Origin of the sequence: Synechococcus sp. B60.1, from assembly GCF_047462555.1 — a bacterium.
Lineage (GTDB): Bacteria > Cyanobacteriota > Cyanobacteriia > Thermostichales > Thermostichaceae > Thermostichus.
In genome coordinates this window covers 1-20,429 of sequence record NZ_JANSJN010000026.1, presented here as the reverse complement: position 1 = coordinate 20,429, position 20,429 = coordinate 1, and the positions used below count along the sequence as shown (strand labels likewise).

16 protein-coding genes and 2 tRNA genes are annotated in these 20,429 nt (G+C 61.8%); 7 read left to right on the top strand and 11 right to left on the bottom strand.

The window, feature by feature from the left end:
- Positions 1 to 123 precede the first annotated feature (123 nt).
- From acs to NW863_RS04650, 3 genes are read left to right on the top strand one after another with little or no spacing between them, the layout of a single operon-like run.
- The gene (gene acs, locus NW863_RS04660; RefSeq protein ID WP_414364810.1) at positions 124 to 2,082 is read left to right on the top strand and encodes an acetate--CoA ligase; all 1,959 of its coding nucleotides are present in this window, start codon (positions 124 to 126) and stop codon (positions 2,080 to 2,082) included.
- Positions 2,083 to 2,139: 57 nt separating this feature from the next.
- Positions 2,140 to 3,360 carry a cysteine desulfurase family protein gene (locus NW863_RS04655; RefSeq protein ID WP_414364808.1) on the top strand — a complete coding sequence of 407 codons (1,221 nt, stop codon included), beginning with the start codon at positions 2,140 to 2,142 and terminating at the stop codon, positions 3,358 to 3,360.
- 33 nt (positions 3,361 to 3,393) lie between these two features.
- Positions 3,394 to 3,993, top strand: a complete 600-nt coding sequence (locus NW863_RS04650; protein ID WP_414364806.1) for a CPP1-like family protein — start codon at positions 3,394 to 3,396, stop codon at positions 3,991 to 3,993.
- Between the two features lie 225 nt (positions 3,994 to 4,218).
- Here NW863_RS04650 and NW863_RS04645 read toward each other — a convergent pair whose 3' ends face one another.
- The 3 genes from NW863_RS04645 to lysA form a co-directional block, all read right to left on the bottom strand.
- Positions 4,219 to 4,965: an isoprenyl transferase gene (locus NW863_RS04645; RefSeq protein ID WP_414364804.1), complete on the bottom strand. Its 747-nt coding sequence runs from the start codon at positions 4,963 to 4,965 to the stop codon at positions 4,219 to 4,221.
- Positions 4,966 to 4,970: 5 nt separating this feature from the next.
- Complete coding sequence (gene cdaA, locus NW863_RS04640) at positions 4,971 to 5,894, bottom strand: diadenylate cyclase CdaA (protein ID WP_414364802.1); 924 nt, start codon at positions 5,892 to 5,894, stop codon at positions 4,971 to 4,973.
- A 233-nt stretch (positions 5,895 to 6,127) separates the two neighbouring features.
- Positions 6,128 to 7,504: a diaminopimelate decarboxylase gene (lysA, locus tag NW863_RS04635; protein ID WP_414364800.1), complete on the bottom strand. Its 1,377-nt coding sequence runs from the start codon at positions 7,502 to 7,504 to the stop codon at positions 6,128 to 6,130.
- A gap of 140 nt (positions 7,505 to 7,644) precedes the next feature.
- On the opposite strand from lysA, the gene NW863_RS04630 reads away from it, so the two are divergent.
- Together NW863_RS04630 and NW863_RS04625 are read left to right on the top strand one after the other, a co-directional pair.
- Positions 7,645 to 7,730 (top strand) — tRNA-Tyr (locus tag NW863_RS04630).
- A gap of 4 nt (positions 7,731 to 7,734) precedes the next feature.
- Positions 7,735 to 7,806 (top strand) — tRNA-Thr (locus NW863_RS04625).
- Here the strand turns inward: NW863_RS04625 and miaB are convergent.
- The 7 genes from miaB to rpmH all read right to left on the bottom strand — a co-directional run bounded on the left by miaB (position 7,806) and on the right by rpmH (position 16,885).
- Positions 7,806 to 9,167, bottom strand: a complete 1,362-nt coding sequence (gene miaB, locus NW863_RS04620; protein WP_414364817.1) for a tRNA (N6-isopentenyl adenosine(37)-C2)-methylthiotransferase MiaB — start codon at positions 9,165 to 9,167, stop codon at positions 7,806 to 7,808. The genes NW863_RS04625 and miaB overlap by 1 nt on opposite strands.
- Before the next feature lie 107 nt (positions 9,168 to 9,274).
- Complete coding sequence (locus NW863_RS04615) at positions 9,275 to 10,624, bottom strand: adenylosuccinate synthase (protein WP_414364798.1); 1,350 nt, start codon at positions 10,622 to 10,624, stop codon at positions 9,275 to 9,277.
- A 133-nt stretch (positions 10,625 to 10,757) separates the two neighbouring features.
- Entirely contained in the window at positions 10,758 to 12,245 is a 1,488-nt protein-coding gene (locus NW863_RS04610; protein ID WP_414364797.1) for a S41 family peptidase, read from the bottom strand.
- Between the two features lie 182 nt (positions 12,246 to 12,427).
- On the bottom strand, positions 12,428 to 12,721 hold the full coding sequence (locus NW863_RS04605) for a Uma2 family endonuclease (protein WP_414364795.1): 294 nt from the start codon (positions 12,719 to 12,721) through the stop codon (positions 12,428 to 12,430).
- Positions 12,687 to 16,229: a chromosome segregation protein SMC gene (gene smc / locus NW863_RS04600; protein ID WP_414364794.1), complete on the bottom strand. Its 3,543-nt coding sequence runs from the start codon at positions 16,227 to 16,229 to the stop codon at positions 12,687 to 12,689. The genes NW863_RS04605 and smc overlap by 35 nt, the downstream gene beginning before the upstream one ends.
- A 75-nt stretch (positions 16,230 to 16,304) precedes the next feature.
- Positions 16,305 to 16,685, bottom strand: a complete 381-nt coding sequence (rnpA, locus tag NW863_RS04595; protein WP_414334703.1) for a ribonuclease P protein component — start codon at positions 16,683 to 16,685, stop codon at positions 16,305 to 16,307.
- 59 nt (positions 16,686 to 16,744) lie between these two features.
- The gene (gene rpmH / locus NW863_RS04590) at positions 16,745 to 16,885 is read right to left on the bottom strand and encodes a 50S ribosomal protein L34 (RefSeq protein WP_011434477.1); all 141 of its coding nucleotides are present in this window, start codon (positions 16,883 to 16,885) and stop codon (positions 16,745 to 16,747) included.
- Between the two features lie 240 nt (positions 16,886 to 17,125).
- Here rpmH and dnaA point away from each other — a divergent pair, with 240 nt between their 5' ends.
- Entirely contained in the window at positions 17,126 to 18,532 is a 1,407-nt protein-coding gene (gene dnaA, locus NW863_RS04585; protein WP_414364792.1) for a chromosomal replication initiator protein DnaA, read from the top strand.
- 204 nt (positions 18,533 to 18,736) lie between these two features.
- Entirely contained in the window at positions 18,737 to 19,402 is a 666-nt protein-coding gene (locus NW863_RS04580) for a hypothetical protein (protein ID WP_414364790.1), read from the top strand.
- On the opposite strand, the gene NW863_RS04575 is transcribed toward NW863_RS04580, so the two are convergent.
- Positions 19,399 to 20,220 carry a class I SAM-dependent methyltransferase gene (locus NW863_RS04575; RefSeq protein ID WP_414364788.1) on the bottom strand — a complete coding sequence of 274 codons (822 nt, stop codon included), beginning with the start codon at positions 20,218 to 20,220 and terminating at the stop codon, positions 19,399 to 19,401. The two genes, NW863_RS04580 and NW863_RS04575, sit on opposite strands and share 4 nt — an antisense overlap.
- Positions 20,221 to 20,429: the final 209 nt, after the last annotated feature.

The following is a 20,429-nucleotide window of genomic DNA, read 5'->3' as shown; positions in this document are numbered from 1 at the left end:
GGGGATCGCTCCCTTGCTCTACCCCTGCTGGGGTAGGTATCCTATTCCCACCTCCCTCCCGTCGTCCCTTGTAGGGAGCCGCGGCGCGGTTGGGATCCCTTTGTCTGTACCGGTCTTGTCCCCATGTCTCAACCGGCCCTGGAGTCGATTCTGCAGGAAAAACGCCTTTTCCCGCCGCCTCCCTCGTTTGTGCAGCGGGCTCGCATCACCCCTGAGCGCTACCAACAGATTTGCCAAGAGGCGGAAGCGGATCCCTTGGGGTTTTGGGAGCGGCTGGCACAGCAGGAATTGCACTGGTTTCAGCCTTGGCAGCAGGTGTTGCACTGGGATCCGCCCCAGGCGCAATGGTTTGTGGGGGGGCAGCTCAACCTCAGCTACAACTGCCTGGATCGCCATTTGGACAATGGCCGCCGCCACAAGCCCGCCCTCATCTGGGAGGGGGAGCCGGGGGACACTCGCACCCTGACCTACGAGCAGCTCCACCGCGAGGTCTGCCGCTGGGCCAACGGCCTCAAGTCTCTGGGCATTCAAAAAGGGGATCGGGTGGGGATCTACATGCCGATGATCCCGGAGGCCGTCATGGCCATGCTGGCCTGTGCGCGGATCGGGGCAGCCCATACGGTGGTGTTCGGCGGGTTCAGCGCCGAGGCCCTCAAGGAGCGGCTGCGGGATGCGGAAGCCAAAGTCGTCATTACCGCCGATGGGGGCTGGCGCAAAGATGCCATCGTCCCCCTCAAGCCCCAAGTGGACTTGGCGCTGGCGGAAGGGGTGCCCAGCGTCGAAAAAGTCCTGGTGGTGCAGCGGACAGGACAAGCTGTGTCGATGATCCCGGATCGAGATATCTGGTGGCATGAGCTGGCCCCCAGCCTAGAAGAAGCCTGCCCCGCCGAGCCTATGGACGCGGAGGCGATGCTGTTTATCCTCTACACCTCCGGCACCACCGGCAAGCCCAAAGGCGTTGTCCACACCAGCGGCGGCTACAACCTCTACACTCACGTCACCTGTCAGTGGATCTTCGATTTGCAAGAAGAAGACATCTACTGGTGTACTGCCGATGTTGGCTGGATCACGGGCCACAGCTACATCGTCTATGGCCCCCTCTCCAATGGTGCGACGGTGTTTATGTACGAGGGGGCGCCCCGACCTGCTAAACCCGATTGTTTCTGGGAGCTGATCGCCCGCCACCGCATCTCGATTTTCTACACCGCCCCCACGGCAATCCGGGCTTTTATGAAAAGTGGCGACGCCCTGCCCCGCCGGCATGACCTCTCCTCGCTGCGGCTGTTGGGCACCGTGGGCGAGCCGATCAACCCGGAAGCCTGGATGTGGTACTACACCGTCATCGGCAGTGGGCGCTGCCCGATTGTGGATACCTGGTGGCAGACCGAAACCGGCGGCATTATGATCTCGCCCCTGCCGGGAGTTACACCCACCAAGCCGGGATCCGCCACCCGCCCTTTCCCGGGCATTGCGGCAGATGTGGTCGACATGGAAGGGAACCCGGCCCCAGAAGGGGGTTATCTGGTGATCCGCCGTCCCTGGCCGGGCATGATGCGCACCCTTTACAAAGATCCGCAGCGGTTCCGCTCCAGTTACTGGGAGCGGATCCCGCCCAAGGATGGGCAGTACTTCTACTTTGCCGGGGACGGCGCCCGCCGGGATGAAGATGGCTACTTTTGGGTGATGGGCCGGGTGGACGATGTCATCAATGTTGCCGGCCACCGTCTGGGCACGATGGAATTGGAATCGGCGCTGGTCTCTCACCCAGCTGTGGCGGAGGCAGCGGTGGTGGGGCGACCGGACGAGATCAAGGGAGAGGCGATCGTGGCTTTTGTCATCTTGGCGGAGGGCTACGAGCCGGGCGAAGCGCTGCGCCAAGCACTGATGCAACATGTGGTCGAGGAGATCGGAGCCATCGCCCGCCCCAGCGAGATTCGCTTCACCGAGGCGCTGCCCAAGACCCGCTCTGGCAAGATCATGCGCCGCCTGCTGCGGCAACTGGCTGCCGGCTCCGGCATCAGCGGCGATACCTCCACCCTCGAAGACCTGGGGGTGCTGGAACGGCTGCGGCAAGGGGTGTGAACTGCCAACGCGCCGGCACTAAGATGGGGACATCGAGTCCTGGGTTGTCAAGCTCGCATGTCGCCTCTGGATCCCGCACTTTACTTTGACCACAGCGCCACCACTCCGCCTCGGCCTGAGGTGATCGAGGCTATGGGGCTGGCGATGCAGGAAAGTTGGGGCAACCCCTCCAGCTTGCATGGGTGGGGAGAACGGGCGGCCATGGCCATGGAACGGGCGCGGCAGCAGGTGGCCGAGCTGCTCAACTGTGAGCCGGAGACGCTGCTGTTTACCTCTGGCGGAACGGAGTCCAACAACCTGGCCCTGTTTGGGGTGGCGCAGCGCTACTCCACTCCCCAGCATCTCATCATCTCCAGCGTCGAGCACGCCTCGGTGGAGAATGCCGCCCGTCGGTTGCAGGCCCAGGGCTGGGAGGTAACCCGTCTGCCGGTGAACTCCGCCGGCCAGGTGGATCCCCAAACCTTGATCCAGGCGTTGCAGCCCAACACCGTTCTGGTCTCCATCGTCCACGGCCAGAATGAGGTGGGATCCCTGCAGCCGATTGCCGAGCTGGGCCGCCTTTGTCGCCAGGCAGGAGTGCTCTTCCACACCGACGCGGTGCAGACTGTGGGGCGGATCCCCCTGGATCTGGCGCAACTGCCTGTAGACCTGCTCTCCCTGTCTGGGCATAAGCTTTACGGGCCGCAGGGGGTGGGGGCACTCTATGTGCGCCCAGGGGTGGAGCTGCAACCGCTGCTGCGGGGGGGCGGGCAAGAACGGCGGCTGCGAGCCGGCACCCAAGGGATCCCTGCCATTGTCGGCCTAGGGGTGGCGGCGGCTTTGGCAGCCCAAGAGCTGGAGCAGGAGACGGCCCGCCTGCGGCAGTTGCAACGGCAGCTGGCCCAGTTGCTGGCCTCTGTGCCGGGTTTGCGGCTGACCGGCCCCTCGGATCTGGAGCAACGCCTGCCCCACCACCTCAGCTACTGCACTGCCGCGATCCCGGGGCACGTGCTGGTGAGGGAGATGAGCCGCCAGGGAATCGCCATCAGCGCCGGCTCTGCCTGTAGCAGCGGCCAGCGGATCCCCAGCCGCATCCTTTTGGCCATGGGCTATTCCGAGGCCGAGGCCCTGGGATCTATCCGCCTCAGCCTGGGCAAGGCCACCACCCAAGCTGCGGTTGAGCAGGTGGCCCGCTCCCTGCAGGCTCTCCTCCGCTCTGCTGCTGGATCCCTTGAGGGTCAGGCAACCCAACCCCTGCCGTCAGCGACTGCCGCTGAATTGGCGGCTGGGTTAAGGTGATAGAGAGTTACAGGGCTGGTCGTCATGGCTGAGATGAGTCCGTATCAGGTCTTAGGGGTCAGCGAAGAAGCCTCCTTTGAGGAGATCCAATCGGCACGGGCACGGCTCCTGGCCAGCTTGGGTGCGGATGAACAGCAGCAGGAGCGGGTGGAACAAGCCTACGATGCCATCCTGATGCAGCGCCTGCGCCTGCGCAAGGAGGGCAAGATCGCTGTCCCCGACCGCATTCGCTATGCTGAACAACGGGCTGCCCGTCTGGAGACGGAACTGAGTTTGCCCCGTCCTGCTGCCCAAAATCCCCCTTGGATTAGCCGTTGGCTGGATAGCCCTTCTGCCCCGGATGTGCTCTGGCCCGCCGTGTTGCTGGGAGGACTGGTGGGTTGGGTTGTCTTGGCCCCTGATGAGTATCCCTCCCTGCAACTGGCGCTGGGGCTGATGACCTGCATCTATTTCCTGTACCGCAAGGAGCGCCGCTTCCTTCGCGCTTTGCTCTTGGCGCTGGCAGGACTGAGCCTAGGACTGATGTTGGCCTACGGCATTGCCCTTCCCCTTACCGGCGGCGATGCCCCTGGTGCCCTGTTGGTGGGGATCACGTTTGGGGTGATGTGGCTGATAACCAGCTTTTTGCGCTAGTTGGGGAGCTTCAGGTATACATTTGTGCTGCCTGTTCATTCAAGTCGTCCCAAGCCGGCTTGAGATACAGCCACTTCAAACAGCAACGAAACGGTTCGTTACGTCGTTCCCTAACTCCCCTCTCCTTGAGGGAGAGGGGTTGGGGGTGAGGGCTAGCTCCCTGAGGGAGAGGGGTTGGGGGTGAGGGTCTGGTTTGATTGAAGCAGGCAGGGATCCGTCAAGGTCTTATCTGCCGAAGCGCCGCTGCCGCGACTGATAGCTGAGCAAGGCTTGGTGAAAGGCGGCGCGGTCGAAGTCCGGCCAGAGGATGGGGGTGAAGTACTGCTCGGTGTAGGCCATCTGCCAGAGCAGGAAGTTGCTGATGCGCATCTCGCCGCTGGTGCGGATCAACAGGTCGGGATCGGAGAGGCCAGTGGTGTAGAGAAATTGGGAGAAGAGGGCTTCGTCGATCTGATCCGGTTGCAAAAGCCCCTGCTGCACCAGGGTGGCAATCGAGCGACAAGCCTGCAGGATCTCCTGTCTGCCGCCGTAGTTGAGGGCCACCGTCAGACAAATGCCCTCGTTGTGCTGGGTGCGTTCCACCGCATGCAGGATCGTGTCCTGCAAAGACTGGGGCAGGGCCGACAACTGGCCGGCAAACTGGATGCGCACCCCCTGCTGCACCATTTCCGCCAGTTCCTGCCACAGCACCTGCTCGAACAAGGTCATGAGAAAATCCACCTCCTCGCGGGCGCGGCCCCAGTTCTCCGTGGAGAAGGCGTAGGCGGTGAGGAGAGGGATCCCCCAATCGTGACAGCAGCGGAGCAACTCCTTCAAAGCCGCTACCCCGCGCTGATGCCCGACACTGCGGGGCAAGCCTCGCTTTTGCGCCCACCGCCCGTTGCCATCCATGACCACTGCCACATGGCGGGGCAACAACTGCGGATCCAGGTCGGCAGGCAACTGCAGAAGATGGGCAGGAGAAAGGGTCATGCGGATCAGTCTTTGGGAAGGGTTTTCTCAGGTTTGCGAGGGAATTTGGCTAGATCTGGCAGGGATCCCCACCAGCGCAACGGTCCATTGCGAATCCACGGGTGGGCCCACAATCCCTGCAGGGGAGCATCCCGTTTTTTGGCTTCACGCGGATGACGCAACCGCTGCACCAGCAGTTCGTGTAGCTTGGCACTGGTCAGGGGTCGCTCGAGGCGTCCGCCTTCTGCCAGTGAGATGGATCCCGTCTCCTCTGAGACCACAATACACAAGCAATTGGCCTGTTCTGTGATCCCCATCGCCGCCCGGTGCCTCGTGCCTAGTTGGCGAGAGGCAGTTCGCTCCGAAACCGGCAGGATCACCCCTGCCGCGCGAATCCGATCCCGATGGATAATTACAGCCCCATCGTGCAGGAGCGTCGAGGTCTGGAAGATCGTCTGTAAGAGCTCCCGCGATACCCGCGCCTGCAAAGAAACTCCTTTATCGGTGAACACCCGCGAGTCGATTGGCTGATCTGGCTCGATCACAATCAGCGCCCCTGTCCGATTTTGAGAGAGTTCTCGCACCGCCTGCACCACCTCCTCCACCAACTCTTCCTCTGGGTCGTCCTCGTCGTTGCCTTCTGGATCTACCCACTCTATGCGGATGGCTTTTGCCAGTTGCTCCAAGAGCCGCCGAAACTCCGGCTGAAAGAGTACCCCCATCGCTATAGCCGCAGCAAGGAGCAGGCGATCCAAAATCAGGTGCACCAGTGGCAGCGAGGCTGTGGCCAGATACAGCACCAGGAGCACCATAAATCCCCGCACTAGCACCCCGGCCCGGCTCTCGCGGGTGTAATAGAGGGCCAAAGCCAATAGCAAGACGGCCAGAGCCCAGTCCAACAGGCTGAGAACGTTAAATTGCTGTAGCCAAGCCCATAAGGCCGCCAGCATGCCGAAAAACCCCGTTCACGCTCCCCTCGTTGCGGACCCTTTGCCTACGCCATCCTGCGCCCCAGAACCTTTTGGTTCCGGAACCCCTGTTGGACTGCGGCCCCCTGACCAGCCTACCACTCACCTCCTACCTGTCTTCCAGTCTTTCCTGCCCGAGAGCCAGCGGGGTCACTGCTGCAGAAAAAACCAAGCCCCCCTCAACAGCAACGGTTACAGGCAGCCATCTCTTCCCTTCACCGTTGCAAGCGCTCCGGTAAGATGTCCTGACGGATCAAATCCGCATAAGTTTCCCGCCGCAGGATCAACTGGGCCTCACCCTGGTTGACCAGCACCGCCGCTGGCCGAGGGAAGCGGTTGTAGTTGGAGGCCATGCTGTAGTTGTAGGCCCCGGTGGCCAACACAACTAGGACGTCGCCAGGCGCTGGGTTGGGCAAAAGCACATCTTTCAAGAGCACATCCCCCGACTCGCAGTGTTTGCCGGCCACTGTTACCCGCTGGGTGGCCTCGGCTTCAGGGCGGTTGGCCAAGAGGGCAGTGTAGCGGGCCCCATAGGTGATAGGACGGGGGTTGTCGGACATGCCGCCGTCGATGGTGACGTAGAGGCGGCCTTCGGGAAGGTCTTCGCTGGGCGGGATCCGTTTTTGCCCCCCCAGGGTATAAGCGGTAACAGCAGCCGGGCCAATCACGGATCGTCCAGGCTCGCAGAGCACCTTGGGCAGGGGGAGCCCGGCGGCGGTGAAACTCTGCCGCACGGCAGTGGCTACCGCTTCCACCCACTCTGGGATGGACGGGGGATCGTCGGATTCGACATAGCGGATCCCCAGGCCGCCGCCCACATTGAGCTCCTGGAGGGGCAGGCCTCTGTCTAACCCTTGCCGCCAGATCTGAGCCAGTACCCCCGCCAGGTCGCGGTGTCCTTGCAGATCAAAAATCTGAGACCCAATATGGGCGTGGAGCCCGACGCAGTGCAGTTGGAGATGGGCTGCCAGAAAATCAAACACCTCCGGCAGTTGCCACTGACCAATGCCGAATTTGCTGTCGGTTTGGCCGGTGCGGATGTACTCATGGGTGTGGACGTCAATGCCGGGGTTAACCCGCACCAATAAGCGGGCGGGTCGTTCAGGGGTGGCCAGAGCAGCTACCTGCTGCAGCTCGTAGAGGCTATCCGGCACCAGGGTGCAGCCCACCTCCAGGGCCATGGCCAGCTCCTCTGCCGACTTGGCGTTGCCGTGCAGGTAGAGCTCCTCACCCCTGGCCCCTGCTTGCAGGGCAGTGTACAGCTCGCCGCCAGAGGCCACGTCTAGCCCCAGCCCTTCTTGCAGCGCCAAAGCACAGATGGCCAAGCAGTTCCAGGCTTTCGTGGCATACAAGACTTGGGATTGTCCAGGGTAGCAGCGGGCCCAGGTGTCGCGATAGAGGCGGCAGGCCTGCCGCAGGGTCCATTCGTCCAGGATGTAGAGGGGGGAGCCAAACTGACGTACCAACTCCACCACGTCACAGCCGCCAATCTCCAGGTGGCCCTGGCTGTTGACGCGGCTGGTTAACGGCTGCAGCGACTGGTTGGGAGAAACGGATTTGACAGAAGGGGGCGTGCCGAGGGTTGAAACCATAGTCGCAAGCTAGAAGACTGTCTTCCACCCTACCAAGTTTTCTCTCCAGTTTGGCCGGGGAGAGCTCCCCTCAACCCCCCAGAGGTTGCTCCTGGGCATTTACATCCTTTTTTCTGCTACTATAGGGAACCAGCGTCTGTGGGTCGATGCCCGAGTGGTTAAAGGGGGCGGACTGTAAATCCGCTGGCTTACGCCTACGTTGGTTCGAATCCAACTCGGCCCACCATGCCGCCCACGTAGCTCAGTGGCAGAGCACCCCCTTGGTAAGGGGGAGGTCACGAGTTCAATCCTCGTCGTGGGCTTAGGCGCAAACTTCCAGCTCTGCAGGTTGGGGTTTCCCTTCCCCTGCCCTGACAATCTCGCCGCTAAGAGAGAAAGCCCGCGTAGCAGTGATGCGCACTGGCACCAGGGATCCCTGCAATGGCTCGGGATCGCCGTCGAAGAAGACGATGCGGTTGCCGCGGGTACGTCCCATCGCTTGGCGGGGGTTTTTGGGGTTGGGGCCTTCCACCAGCACCTCCTGCACCTGGCCCAGCAGGCGGGCGCTGCGGGCGGCAGCCACCTCCGCTACCAAGCGGTTGAGCCGTTGTAGGCGGTCGCTCTTTTCCTCTTCCGGCACTTGGTCGGGCCACTCCGCCGCTGGCGTGCCCGGGCGGGGAGAGTAGGCGGCAGTATTGAGGAAATCAAAGCCGATATCCTGCACCAGTTGCAGGGTTTCTTGAAACTGGGCTTCCGTTTCACCGGGGAAGCCAACGATGGCATCGGCGCTGATGGTGGCCTCGGGCATGTACTGGCGGATGAGCTGGATGAGCTGGCGGTAGCGCTCCTGGGTGTAGCCGCGCCGCATCCGCTTGAGGACTTCGTCACTGCCCGCCTGGAAGGGGATGTGGAAGTGCTCGCACACCTTGGGCAGCTCGGCACAGGTGGCAATGAGCTCTTCAGTGAAGTAGCGCGGGTGGCTGGTGGCAAAGCGAATCCGCTCGATCCCTTCCACCGAGTGGACAAAGCGCAGCAAGCTGGCCAGGTTGGTCTTGGGATCCAGATCCCGCCCGTAGGCGTCGATGTTTTGCCCCAGCAAGGTGACCTCGCGATAGCCGGCCTGGGCCACGTCCTCAATCTCGGCGCGGATGGCCTGCGGCTGGCGCGATTGCTCCCGTCCCCGCACCAACGGCACAATGCAGTAGGTGCAGCGCTCGTTGCAGCCGTAGATGACGTTGATCCAGGCTGTCACCCGGCTATCCCGGCGGGGTTTGGTGATGTCTTCCGGGATCTCGATGGGCTCAGTGGCCACCACCTGGTTGCCAGCCTCCACCTGGGCCAGCAGATCCCCCAGGCGGTTGACGTACTGGGGGCCCATGACCAGGTCGAGCTCTGGGACGCGGCGTAGCAGCCGCTCTCCCTCCTGCTGGGCCACGCAGCCGGCCACGATCAGCTTGATGGCGGGGTTTTTCCGCTTGCGCTGCGCCTGGATGCCCAGGTAGGAATACACCTTTTGCTCAGCGTTGTCGCGGATGGTACAGGTATTGAAGAGAACCAAGTCTGCCTGTAGCTCGTCTTCGGCGGGCACATACCCCAGTGACTCCAGGATCCCGGCCATGCGCTCGCTGTCGGCCCGGTTCATTTGACAGCCAAAAGTGATGATGGAGTAGGTGGGAGCAGCCATGGCAAGACCAGAAGACAACGCAAGCAACCTTTACCTTTGAGCTTAGCGGATCCTTGGTGGCGGCGGAGGCGACCGCAGGTGCCGCCCACTGCCTCTCTCTCCGCTTGTTAGTCCGGCATGAGGGCGTGAACCTGCCTGCTGCCGTTGGGGTAGAGCAAGGCGCGCTTGGGGCCATGGATGGGATCCTCCACGATAATGGTTTGGTCGCGGCTGGCTCCCAGGGAGACGATGGCAATCGGTACCTGCATCAACTGGGCCAAAAACTTCAGGTAGTCGTAGGCTTCGGGAGGCAAGTCCTCAAGGGAGCGGCAGTCTTTGGTGGAGCACTTCCAGCCGGGCAGGGTTTCATAGATGGGCTTGCACTGGGCAAAGACGCGGGCATCGCTGGGAAAGTGACGGATCTCGCGCCCCTGGTACTCATAGGCAACGCACACCTTGATCTCGTCTAGGCCGTCCAGCACATCCAATTTGGTGATGGCCAGGCAGTCGAGGCCGTTGATCCGCACGGCATAACGCCCAATCACGCCATCGAACCAGCCGCAGCGCCGCTGCCGCCCGGTGGTGGTGCCAAATTCGGCTCCCGCTGCCCCCAGGTAAGCGCCAATCTCGTCCTTGAGCTCGGTGGGGAAGGGGCCTTCGCCGACGCGGGTGGTGTAGGCCTTGGCTACCCCAATTACCCGGTCGATGCTGGTGGGGCCGATCCCGGCACCAACGCAAGCACCACCGGCAATAGGATGGGAGGAAGTGACATAGGGGTAGGTGCCGTAGTCGAGATCCAGCAGCGTGCCCTGTGCCCCCTCGAAGAGAATATTTTGCCGCTCTTCGATGGCCTGGGTGAGGAGCAGGGCGGCGTCGGTGACGTAGGGGCGCAGCCGCTCCGCATAGGCCAGGTATTGCTCGATGATTGGCTCAGGATCCAGAGGGGGTAGGTTGTAGATTTTTTCCAGCAAAACGTTCTTGTAGGGAATGGCCCAACTGAGGCGCTCCCGCAGTTGATCGGGATACATCAAGTCCACGACGCGGATGCCCATGCGCTCGGCCTTGTCGGCGTAGGTGGGGCCAATGCCTCGCCCGGTGGTGCCCAGCCTATAGATGCCGCGCCGCTCTTCCTCGGCCACGTCGATGACACGATGGTAGGGCAGGGTCACGTGGGCGGTTTCGGCGATGTAGAGGTTGTGGGTGGAGATCCCCAGTTGGTGCAGTTGGTCGATCTCGGCCAGCAACACCTCAGGGTCGATCACCGTGCCACTGGCGATGATGCAGCGCTTGTCGGGGTAGAGGATGCCGGAGGGGATCAGGTGCAGCTTAAAGATTTGGCCCCCCACCACCACGGTATGTCCTGCGTTAACCCCGCCTTGGTAGCGGACGACCACATGCGCCTTTTCACTGAGGAGGTCGGTGATCTTACCTTTTCCTTCGTCGCCCCACTGGGCACCGACAACCACAACGTTTGCCAAGAGCTTCTCCTACAGTCTGTGAACGGCACAAAAAATCCCCTTTGCGGGGTTGCTGCACTAATTTACCCCATTGCTCGGGGGGGTGTTGAGGGTGTTTGACAAAAAGGTTAACAATCGATTAACTTTTCCGTCCTCAACTCCCCGGCTTGAACAGGCCGATGGCGGTGACCCGGTTGGAGCCCACCGCAAAGGCAAAGGACAGGCCCAGGGCATCGTAGTTGACGTAGTAGCGATCCTCCCGCAGGTATTCCCGACTGCCTTTGGGGTAGGGCACCACCTCGTTGTAGCCGTTTTCGCCGGGGCCGCCGTAAACAGCAACCACTTCCGAGTAGGTGGAGCCAATGCGGATCCCTTCGCCAGTCATGGCTTCGGGGTGGGTGGTGTAGATGCGGTCGGCAAAAAAGCTATTGAGAACGCCCGGACGGCGGTAGGCAAAGAGGATGTAGTCTTGCAAGTAGAAGATCTTCAGGTCGCTGTTGGGCTGGAAGACGTTGGCCCGCGACTCGGCGGGGATTAGATCCACGTTGCCCAAAAGGTGGGTATCGACGTTGCCGGTATCCATGCCCAGGACAAAACGACCGACGCGGCCCTCTTGAACCAGGACGGTGGGGCGGGGCGGGGGGCTGGGGCGGCGGGGGGGCAGGGCCAGGGCTTCTAGGGCGGCCTTGAGCCAGGCATTCTCATCCCCCTCCACCCTTTGCAGGGGCACCAAACCCTGGGCCAGGGAGCGTCCATCGCCTGTTTTCCAAGTGGCTACAGCCAGTTCCACTGCCGCGCCAGAAGGCAGGGCAAAGAAGCGGGTCTGGCGCTCGCTGCCTTGGGTGGTCTGTCCCACAATAACGGTGCTGCCGCTAGCTCCCAGCTGGGCTGCCAGGAGGGTAGCCCCCTGGCGGGTGTTGCCATCGACAAGGACGGCCAACGGGATCCCGGCGGCGAGGGGCAAGTTTTCACTGTTCCAGGGGGTAGGCTGGCCAAAGCGGTCTTCGGTAACCAGCAGCGGCTGCATGGAGCGGGGCAAAAATAGGCGTGCCACATCCGCTACCACCTGGGGGTCGTAGCCGATGGAGCCGCGCAGATCCAGGACGACGCCCTGGCTGTAATCCTGGGTGTAGAGGGCTTGGCGGATCTGCTGGGCGGTGGCAGGGGTGAGCTCCGGCACTGCCAGGTAAACCTGGCGCGGCCCAATCTGACGCGCCTGGAGGGATGGACGAGGGCGGTTGAGCAAGTCCCTAAAGCTTTGCGGATCCCAGAAGCGATCGGCGGGATCCCCATATTCGCGCAGGATCTCTCGAATTAGCTCATACTCAACTTCGATGGGCGGGCGGGGATCCCTGTAGGTGCGGGCCAACAGGCGGGTGTAGAGGTCGTTGTAGTTGACCGCAGCAGCCTGGTTGCCCGCCTGCCAAGACTCGTTGATGAACAGCCCTACCAGATAGCGCAGATCCTGGCCCAGGGCTGGCGCAGAAGAAGGGGGCCGAAGCGCGGGATTGGCTGGCGCCCCTTGGGAGGGCGAGGCTGGCGCAACACTTGGCTCCTCAATTGAGGGGACGACCGGAACGGGTGGCAGAGCTGCCTGGCCTCTCACGCTGGCTGGAAGGATCCCGCCGATTGCCACGGCCATTGCCCACACTCTTCCTGCCTGCGCCCATCTCTTCATGGCGACCTGCCTTTTTGCAGAGGCTGCGAATAGAATAAACCCCGCGCACTCCCTTCTGCCACTGTCCGCAGTGGGGGGTGCCTATTTTTTGCCTCTCAAAACCCTAGCGGTTGTAGGTCTGGAGGTAAGGGCAACCCTGGCAGGTTCTAGCTCTCGGCAGACCAGATTTTGCGGATGGGCAGGGTAAAGCCGGGCAGCACGTCTTCTCCCAACAAGGTTTCTGGGTCTTCCACCAGCTCCGGCGCCTGTCCTGGCCGGTAGATCATCACCCGCTTGGCCTTGGGATCCAAAAGCCACCCCAAGCGGCAGCCGTTGTCCAAGTGCTCCTGCATCTTGGCCTGGGCTTGAACCCAAGAATCGGTGGGCGAGAGGATCTCCACCACAAAATAAAAGTGTCGGTCTAGTTTAGCCGACGTGAGCGGTGGGGTTGACCAGGCCAATTACTTGGGTGTAGGCGCCGCGAGCCTGGGTCACCCCGATGGTGCGCTCGGCTTTTTCGATCATGGGGCGGCGCAGGCTGACCACCAAAAATTGTGCCTGGCGGGATTGCTGCCAGATCATGTCGGCCAACTTTTCCACGTTGGCCCCATCCAAAAACATGTCCACTTCGTCAAAGGCATAAAAGCTGGAGGGGCGAAACCGTTGCAACGCAAAAATAAAGCTGAGGGCCGTCAAGGATTTTTCTCCGCCCGACATGGCGCTGAGACGACGCACCGGCTTGCCTTTGGGGCGGGCCACCAGGGTCAGACCCCCAGCCAAAGGATCCTCTGGGTTTTCCAATTCCAAGTAGCCCTCGCCCTCGGAAAGCTGGGCAAAGATGGTCTGGAAATGGCTGTTGATGGCATGGAAGGCATCCAAAAACGCTTGGCGGCGCAGAGTAGAAAAGTTCTCGATGCGCAGCAGCAATTCGGTGCGCTCTTGGTGCAGGGTTGCCAGTTTGGCGCTGAGATCCCCTAGGCGGGCTTGGGTCTGTTCATATTCGGCGATGGCCAACATGTTCACCGGCTCCAGGGATCGCAATTGCTCTTCGATTTTGCGTTTTTGCTGCTGCAGCTCGTCTAGGGTCAGGTGGGGGGGCAAGGGGGGAAGGGGATGCGGCAGCGCTTGGGCCGCAGCTTGCAGTTGGGTTTGCAGTTGGGCCAGGATGGCCTCTTTTTCTTGCTGTTGGGTGAGGGCGTTGTAGCGTTCCCATTCCAGGCGTTGGAGCTGCTGCTGTTGGGCGCGCAGTTGAAATTCCTGCCGCTCTCGCTCTTGGCGCAGGTGGGCGAGGCGGGCTTCAATCTGGCCCATCTGTTGCCGTTGCTCGGCAATGTGCTGCTGGATTTGGGCGAGAGTGGCCTGGGCCTGGGCGATTTGCTCTTGAAGTTGGGCCTGACGCCGTTCGCCCTCTTGCAGGCGCTCCTGGTGGTGCTGGATCTGGGCCTGCTTCAGGTGTTGCTGGCTGAGGTTCTCCTGTTGCTGTCGCTCTAGGTGGGCCAGGTGGTGTTGCAGCTCCGCCAGGTGGCTCTCCTGCTGCTGCACTGTCTGCTGCAGTTGCTGCCAGTGCTGGTTGACCGGGGATCCCTCCAGTTGGCTGAGCTTGAGGGTGAGGGCGGCCAGGCGCTGTTGCAAGGGATCCCAGCGGAGTTGAATCTGGTGCAGCCGCTGCTGGATCTGGTGGCTTTCGCTTTGCCATTGCGTCAGGGATCCCTGTAGGTGTTGCAGGCGGGCCTGCTGGTTTTGGCAATCGGCCTGGTGTCGCTCCAGATATTGCCGGGCTTGCAGGGCATCCTGGCGGGCCAGGAGCAGGGTCTGGGCCAGTTGTTTTTCGCGGGCTTGGGCGGCTTTTAGGCGAGGGGTGAGGGCGGCCAGCAGCGCTTCCAGATCGGCCAGGCGGGCGCGCAGGGCTTCCCCTTCCGAGTGTTCGCCGGCAGAAAAATGGATCCCCTGTCGCTGCGGGCTGGTGCCGCCGCTGATGGCCCCTGAGGTTTCCAGCAGCTCCCCTTCCAGGGTGACCATGCGGTGCTGGCCGATGTAGGGCCGGGCCAGCTCCAGGCTCTGGAAAACCAGGGTGGATCCGAGCACAAAGCCAAAAACATCTCGGTAGCGCTCTTCAAAGTGCACCAAACGAATGGCGTAGTCGATCAGACCGTTTAAGTTGAGGGGGGCGGGCGGGCGGGCGGGCGGCAGCTTGTTCAGAGGCAAAAAGGTGGCGCGCCCCAGTTTTTCCCGCTTTAAGAGGTTGATGGCGCTGACGGCGACGCTGTCATCTTCCACCACCACAAAGTGCAGTCGGTTGCCTGCCGCGATCTCCAGCGCCAGTTGATACTGGGGATCCACCTGCCCCAACTGGGCCACCAATCCCAAAACCCCCGGCAGGCGGGCGCTCAGGATGGCCTGGGTGGCGCGGGATCCCTGGGATTCTTGCAGCACTTGGCGGCGGGTCTCCCATTTGTCCAGTTGCCGCTGCTTGGCGTGGAACTCGGCGGCCAGCCGCTCGTGGGTGGCGCGATCCAGCTCCAGGTTGGATTGCAGTTGCGCCAGCTCTTGGGCCAGGGCCTGCACCTGGGCTTCCGACTGCCGGCAGGCCTGTTCCAGCTCGGCGGTGAGGGCCAGGTGGGATCCCAGCCACGTCTCGATCTGGGCGATCTCCGCCTGGGTCTCCTGGCTTTGCCGTTCCAGTTGCCGTTGTCGCTCTTGCAGGCGAATTTGCTCCTGCTGCAGAGGCTCCTGTTCGGCGCGGATCTCTTCGAGGTGGCGGGTGAGGTAGCGCTGCTGCTTGACCCAGGCCTCGGCAGATTGGGCCAGGGCCCGCAGTTGTTCGCGGCTTTGCTCCAGGCTGATTCGGGCTTTCTGCACCTGGGCTTGCAGGGATCCCTGGGCTTGGGCCAGTTGCTCCTGTTGGCTTTGCAGGTGTTCCAGCTCTGTCTGCAGGTGCTGCTGTTGGGTTTGGCGCTCCTGCTGCAGGCGCTGCGCTTGCTCGATTTCCTGCTGCCAGGCTGCGATCTGTTGGCTGAGCTGTTGCCGTTGCACTTCGGTGGCAGCGATCTGGGCCTGCAGGTGCAGGTATTCTTCCTCCCCCAGGGCGTGGATGCGGCTTTGCAGCTCGCTCAGGGCGGCTTCGGCCTGCTGCAACTGCTCGCTCAAGGTCTGCACCTGAGCAGTGGCTTGCTCCTGAGCTACCAAAAGCTGACGAATGGCTGCCTGGGTTGCTTCCACTTGGGCTTGCAAATGCCGCCAGAGCAACACCTGTTGCTGCTGCTCCAGCGTTTGCCACTGCAGCCGCAGTTGCTGGTACTGCTGCGCCTTTCCGCTCTCCTTGAGCAGCCGCTCTCTTTGGGCTTGCCATTCCTGCTCGATGAGCCGGAAGCGCTCAATTTGTTCTCGCACCCCCTCCAGCTTGGCGTTGGCCTGGGCGATCTTGCGGTCGAAGGTGGCCACCCCCGCCAATTCGTCGAGGATCTGCCGCCGCTCCTTGGAGTTCATGGAGATGATGCTGGTAACATCCCCCTGCAAGACAACGTTGTAGCCGTTGGGGTAGATGTGCATCGCCTCCAGTTGCTCGTGCAGCTCGCTCAGGGTGCAGGGCACATCGTTGATGTAGAAGGTGCTGGTGTAGGGCAGGGAGTCGGGATCCTCCCCCTTGCCGGGGCTGACCCGCAGCCGACGGCTGACTTTCCATTCTCTGGGCTGGCCATCTTCTCCCGGCCCCAGATCGAAGGTGACGGAAACGTGGGTCTCCACCCGCCGGTTGCTGTTGAGGCTGCCGGAATGCACCAGATCCGAAAGCCTCTCTGCCCGCATCCCCCGTGAGGAAGACAGCCCCAGCGCAAATAGGATCCCATCCAGGATGTTAGACTTGCCGGAGCCGTTGGGGCCGGAGATGACCGTAAAACCCGGCAACAGGGGCAGCGAGGTCGTGCTGCCAAACGACTTAAATCGGGTCAGCTCGATCCGCTTGATGTACATCCCACCCCATATCTGGTGCAACCAGCAGCAGATGATGGCACCAGGCTAGCACGGGTAGTGCAGCCTGCCCAGCCTCTAAGAAGGCCCAGGATCTGGGCTTGGATCGACGAGCAGATCGGCCTTTTGCAAAAGACGATGCACCTCTGCCTGTAGCTCTGGCCACTTGTAGGTGAGCAGGTTGGGCTTGGGGATGAGCAGCAACTGGTAGCCAGGCTTTAGGTTTGGACAGAGAGGCCGTATGGCCTCCCGCAGGCGACGCCGCAGCCGGTTCCGCCGTACCGCCGATTTGCTCACTTTTTTGCTAACTGCCAACCCCACCTGGCTGGGGATCCCTTCACACCCTGGGGGCATCGGCTGAAACAGAAGGGTCAAGCCCGCACCGGAACGACGCTGCCCCGCTTGGTAAAGCGCCTGGAAAGCTCGCCGATCCCGCAAGCGATAAGGAGCAGGCAGCATGGTGGCGGATCCCACCCTGAATTCAACAAAGGGCCCTGCCCTTAAAGCCGGATCGCGCCTCAAGAAACAGCCAGGCGATAACGCCCCTTGGCCCGCCGCCGCCGCAAGACTTGCCGCCCGGTTGCTGTGCGCATTCTGGCCCGAAACCCAGAGACGCGAATGCGTCTGCGATTGGTGCCACGAAGGGTACGCTGAGTCATGGTGTAGACCCACTCATCATGTCAACAAGGCCTGCTGCGGCTGGTGAGGGGGAAGCCCAGTCCACTTGCAGACAATCAGCAAGGTGCCATTCTAGCAGGCTCGACGGAAAATTGCTAGATTGGCCGCCCCACGCCGAGCAGCTAAATTGGGAATCCCAAGTCCAAGTCGAGAGAGCAGAGGCACTGGGTTGGCGCCCCTGTTCTCTTTGGGCTTTGGCTGTGTCGTTCTGGGTGTGTGGTGTGGATATCTCCCTAGATCAACTCTGGGACGAAGCTCTGGGGCATCTACAGGTGCAGCTCAGCCGTCCAACCTTTGAGGCTTGGATCAAGACGGCGCGGCCTGAGTCGTTGGTGGACAATCGCCTCACCATCTCGACTCCTAGCGAATGGGCGCGGGGCTGGCTGCAAAAGCACTACGCCTCCACCATCACTGAGGTGGTGCAGCGGGTGGCCGGGATCCCTTTGCAGGTGGAGTTTTCCGTCGCTCCCCAGGCCTTGGTGGAAGAAGACCCTCCTTCAACAGCGGCTGGGGCCTCAACCTCCCGCTGGGCCGGCAGTTTTCCGGCTTCCGCCACCCTGGGGCTGGAGGTGAGCGGCAGCCTGCCCATGCGAGCTCCGGATCTCAACCCCAAGTATTCCTTCTCGCGTTTCGTGGTTGGTCCCAACAACCGCATGGCTCATGCGGCGGCCTTGGCCGTGGCCGACAAGCCTGGGCGGGCCTACAACCCGCTGTTTCTCTGCGGCGGAGTAGGGTTGGGCAAAACCCACCTCATGCAGGCCATCGGCCACTACCAACTGGAAGCGAATCCCCAGGCCAAAGTCTTTTACGTGTCCACCGAGCGCTTCACCAACGATTTAATCGACGCCATCCGGCGAGACAGCATGCAGTCTTTCCGGGAGCACTATCGAGATGTGGATATTTTATTGGTGGACGACATTCAATTTATCGAAGGCAAAGAGTACACCCAAGAGGAGTTTTTCCACACCTTTAATACGCTGCATGAGTCAGGCAAACAGATCGTACTGGCCGCCGACCGCTCCCCTCACCTCATCCCTCGGCTGCAGGAGCGGCTCTGTTCTCGGTTTTCGATGGGCTTGATTGCGGAAATTCAACCGCCGGACATCGAGACCCGCATGGCCATTCTCAAGAAAAAAGCCGAGTACGAGGGGATGAGCCTGCCGTCTGAGGTCATTGAATACATTGCTACCACCTACACCAGCAACATCCGCGAGCTGGAGGGTGCCCTCATCCGTGCTGTTGCCTACGTCTCCATTTCCGGCCTGCCGATGAGTGTGGAGACCATTCAGCCCATTCTCAACCCTCCCAGTGAGCCCAAGGAGATCACGCCCGACATGATTATCGACGTAGTCTGTGAAGCATTCGGCATCGACCGAGAAAGCTTATTGGGATCCTCCCGCAAGCGAGACATCAGCCAAGCGCGGCAAATTGCTATGTTTTTGATGCGCCACTACACCAACCTCAGCTTGCCCAAAATTGGCGATTACTTTGGAGGAAAAGATCACACCACGGTTCTCTATAGCTGTGAGAAAGTTAGCCAGTTGCAGCGGGAAAATCTGCAATTCGAGCGGCAACTGCAAAACCTGGCCCAGCGGCTGCGAGTCATGGCCAACAGCCGAAACAGCTAGTCTTTGCATTGCCGTTGTCGGGCCCTCCTTGTGGTCTCATCCTACGCTGCTGAGAGCCGCGACCCCCGTGAGTTTGCATGAAAAAAGATGAAAGATCCTTTTGGAAGCAGCTACAGTTGAGGACGGGAGGGGCGGGGGTTGCAGGTGATAGGGCAATCTGGTAGAGGGCTTTGCCTGGGTATGCTGCTTCTTGGGGCTGGGCTGATGCCAGCATCGCCGGCCTGGGCCAATTCGACACAAGCGAGCCGCAGGGAAGCGGATCCGCGGCCAACTGCCCTCTCAGCCGTTCTAGATCTGGGGCTGGATAGCCAAATTGTGGAGGATAGCCCCGTGTTGCGCCGCTGGCTGCAAGGCCCTCCCAATCTTCTGGAAGAAATCCGCGATACTCCTGTCTTGCCCACCCGTTTGCAGGCGGGTTTCGAGTCAGCTTCTGAGTGGCGAATCAGCTTGCAGGACTTGCGCCTGGGAGATCGCCTCACCCTCAGCGGCGACTATCGCCAATCTTCTGAGAACCCAGAAATCCGCCAGTACGGGTCAGAGGTGCGTTACTTTCTTGCCCCCATGGGATCCCGCTTGAATCTGGCCCCCCAACTGGGCTATCGAGCCTTGGAACAAAAGAACCGCCGCCTCAGCGGGGTGAGCTATGGGGCTTTTGCCGTTTTGGCCCTGGCGCCCGGAGCCGCCGACTTGACTGGCAGCTACACTTGGGTGGCCCCGCAGGAGCCGGAAGAAGGACAGGCCACCCTAGCGGAGATCACTGCTGCCTACGCCATTAGCCCTTCCCTTCGTCTCGCTGCCCGCTACAGCCTGCGCCACTCGAGCTTGGCGCGGGAATCCAGCGTTGGCGTTGGCCTGGAGTGGATCCCCTAGAGGCGCACCGCCTGCACAAAAGCCACCCAGCCGAAGCTGAGATAGCGCTCCAAGCGCAACCCCACCTGGGCAAAGTGCTGGCGCAACTGGTCTGCGGAGAAAAAGCGAAGGCCGGTCGCCTCCAGCCAGTGCTGCACCGTCTGCCCCCATCCCTGCACCTGCTGGCTGTGCATCGAGACAAACACCCCGCCAGACCGCAAGATGCGGGCCACTTCCCGCAAGCAGGGATCCAAGGGCACCTCGTTCAGGGTGGCGCCGCTGATCACCGCCCCAAAGGCTGACGAGGCGAGGGGAAGCTGTTCCGCCCGGGCTCGCACTAGGCTGTAGTGCTGCCAGTGGGGCTGGGCCTGTTGGGCTGCCTCGGCCAGTACCCCTGCCGCATTGTCCAGGCCAATCACCGTCCGCTGCGGATCCCTGGCCAGGAGGAGGCGGCTCCAGTACCCCCCTGCCGTGCCCAAGTCCAAGACAGGATCTGCCTCCCCCACCAGCTCCGCCAACAATCGGCCTTCCCGCTCGCTGGCGAAGCTCTCCCCCGATAACAGCGACAGCGCCCAGGGCCGCCAAAGGCGATCGTAGCCCCAGGCAAAGCCGGGCAGATGGGCAATGGCCTGAGCTGGAGTGAGGGGCAACTCCGGCGAGGTGGCTAGAAAATCCACCGCCCCGGAAGATAGGAGAGGGTAAACCTGGCCACAGCGGGGACAATAAACCCGATCCACAGCAGACCCTGGCTCCCGCGCTGGCGGCAAGCTCAGCCCTTCCTGACCACAGCTTAGGCAGCGGTAGAGGTGAACTGGCAGAGCAGAGAGAGAAGAAAGCATGACACAGCAGAGTAGCTTGGTAGCCCCGTACTCAGCGCTCCGCGCCGCTAGCGCGAGTAGGGCGGGGCGGAAAAGCCTTCGAGCAGCTTTAGCTGCTCACCAATGATGCGAGTCGTTAATACAGTTTAGTTTTGGATCGCCACTCAGCAACAATGGACTACGGCTGTCAACAGGTTCTGATTCAGGACAGGAAGCTACAGTCTGTTAAG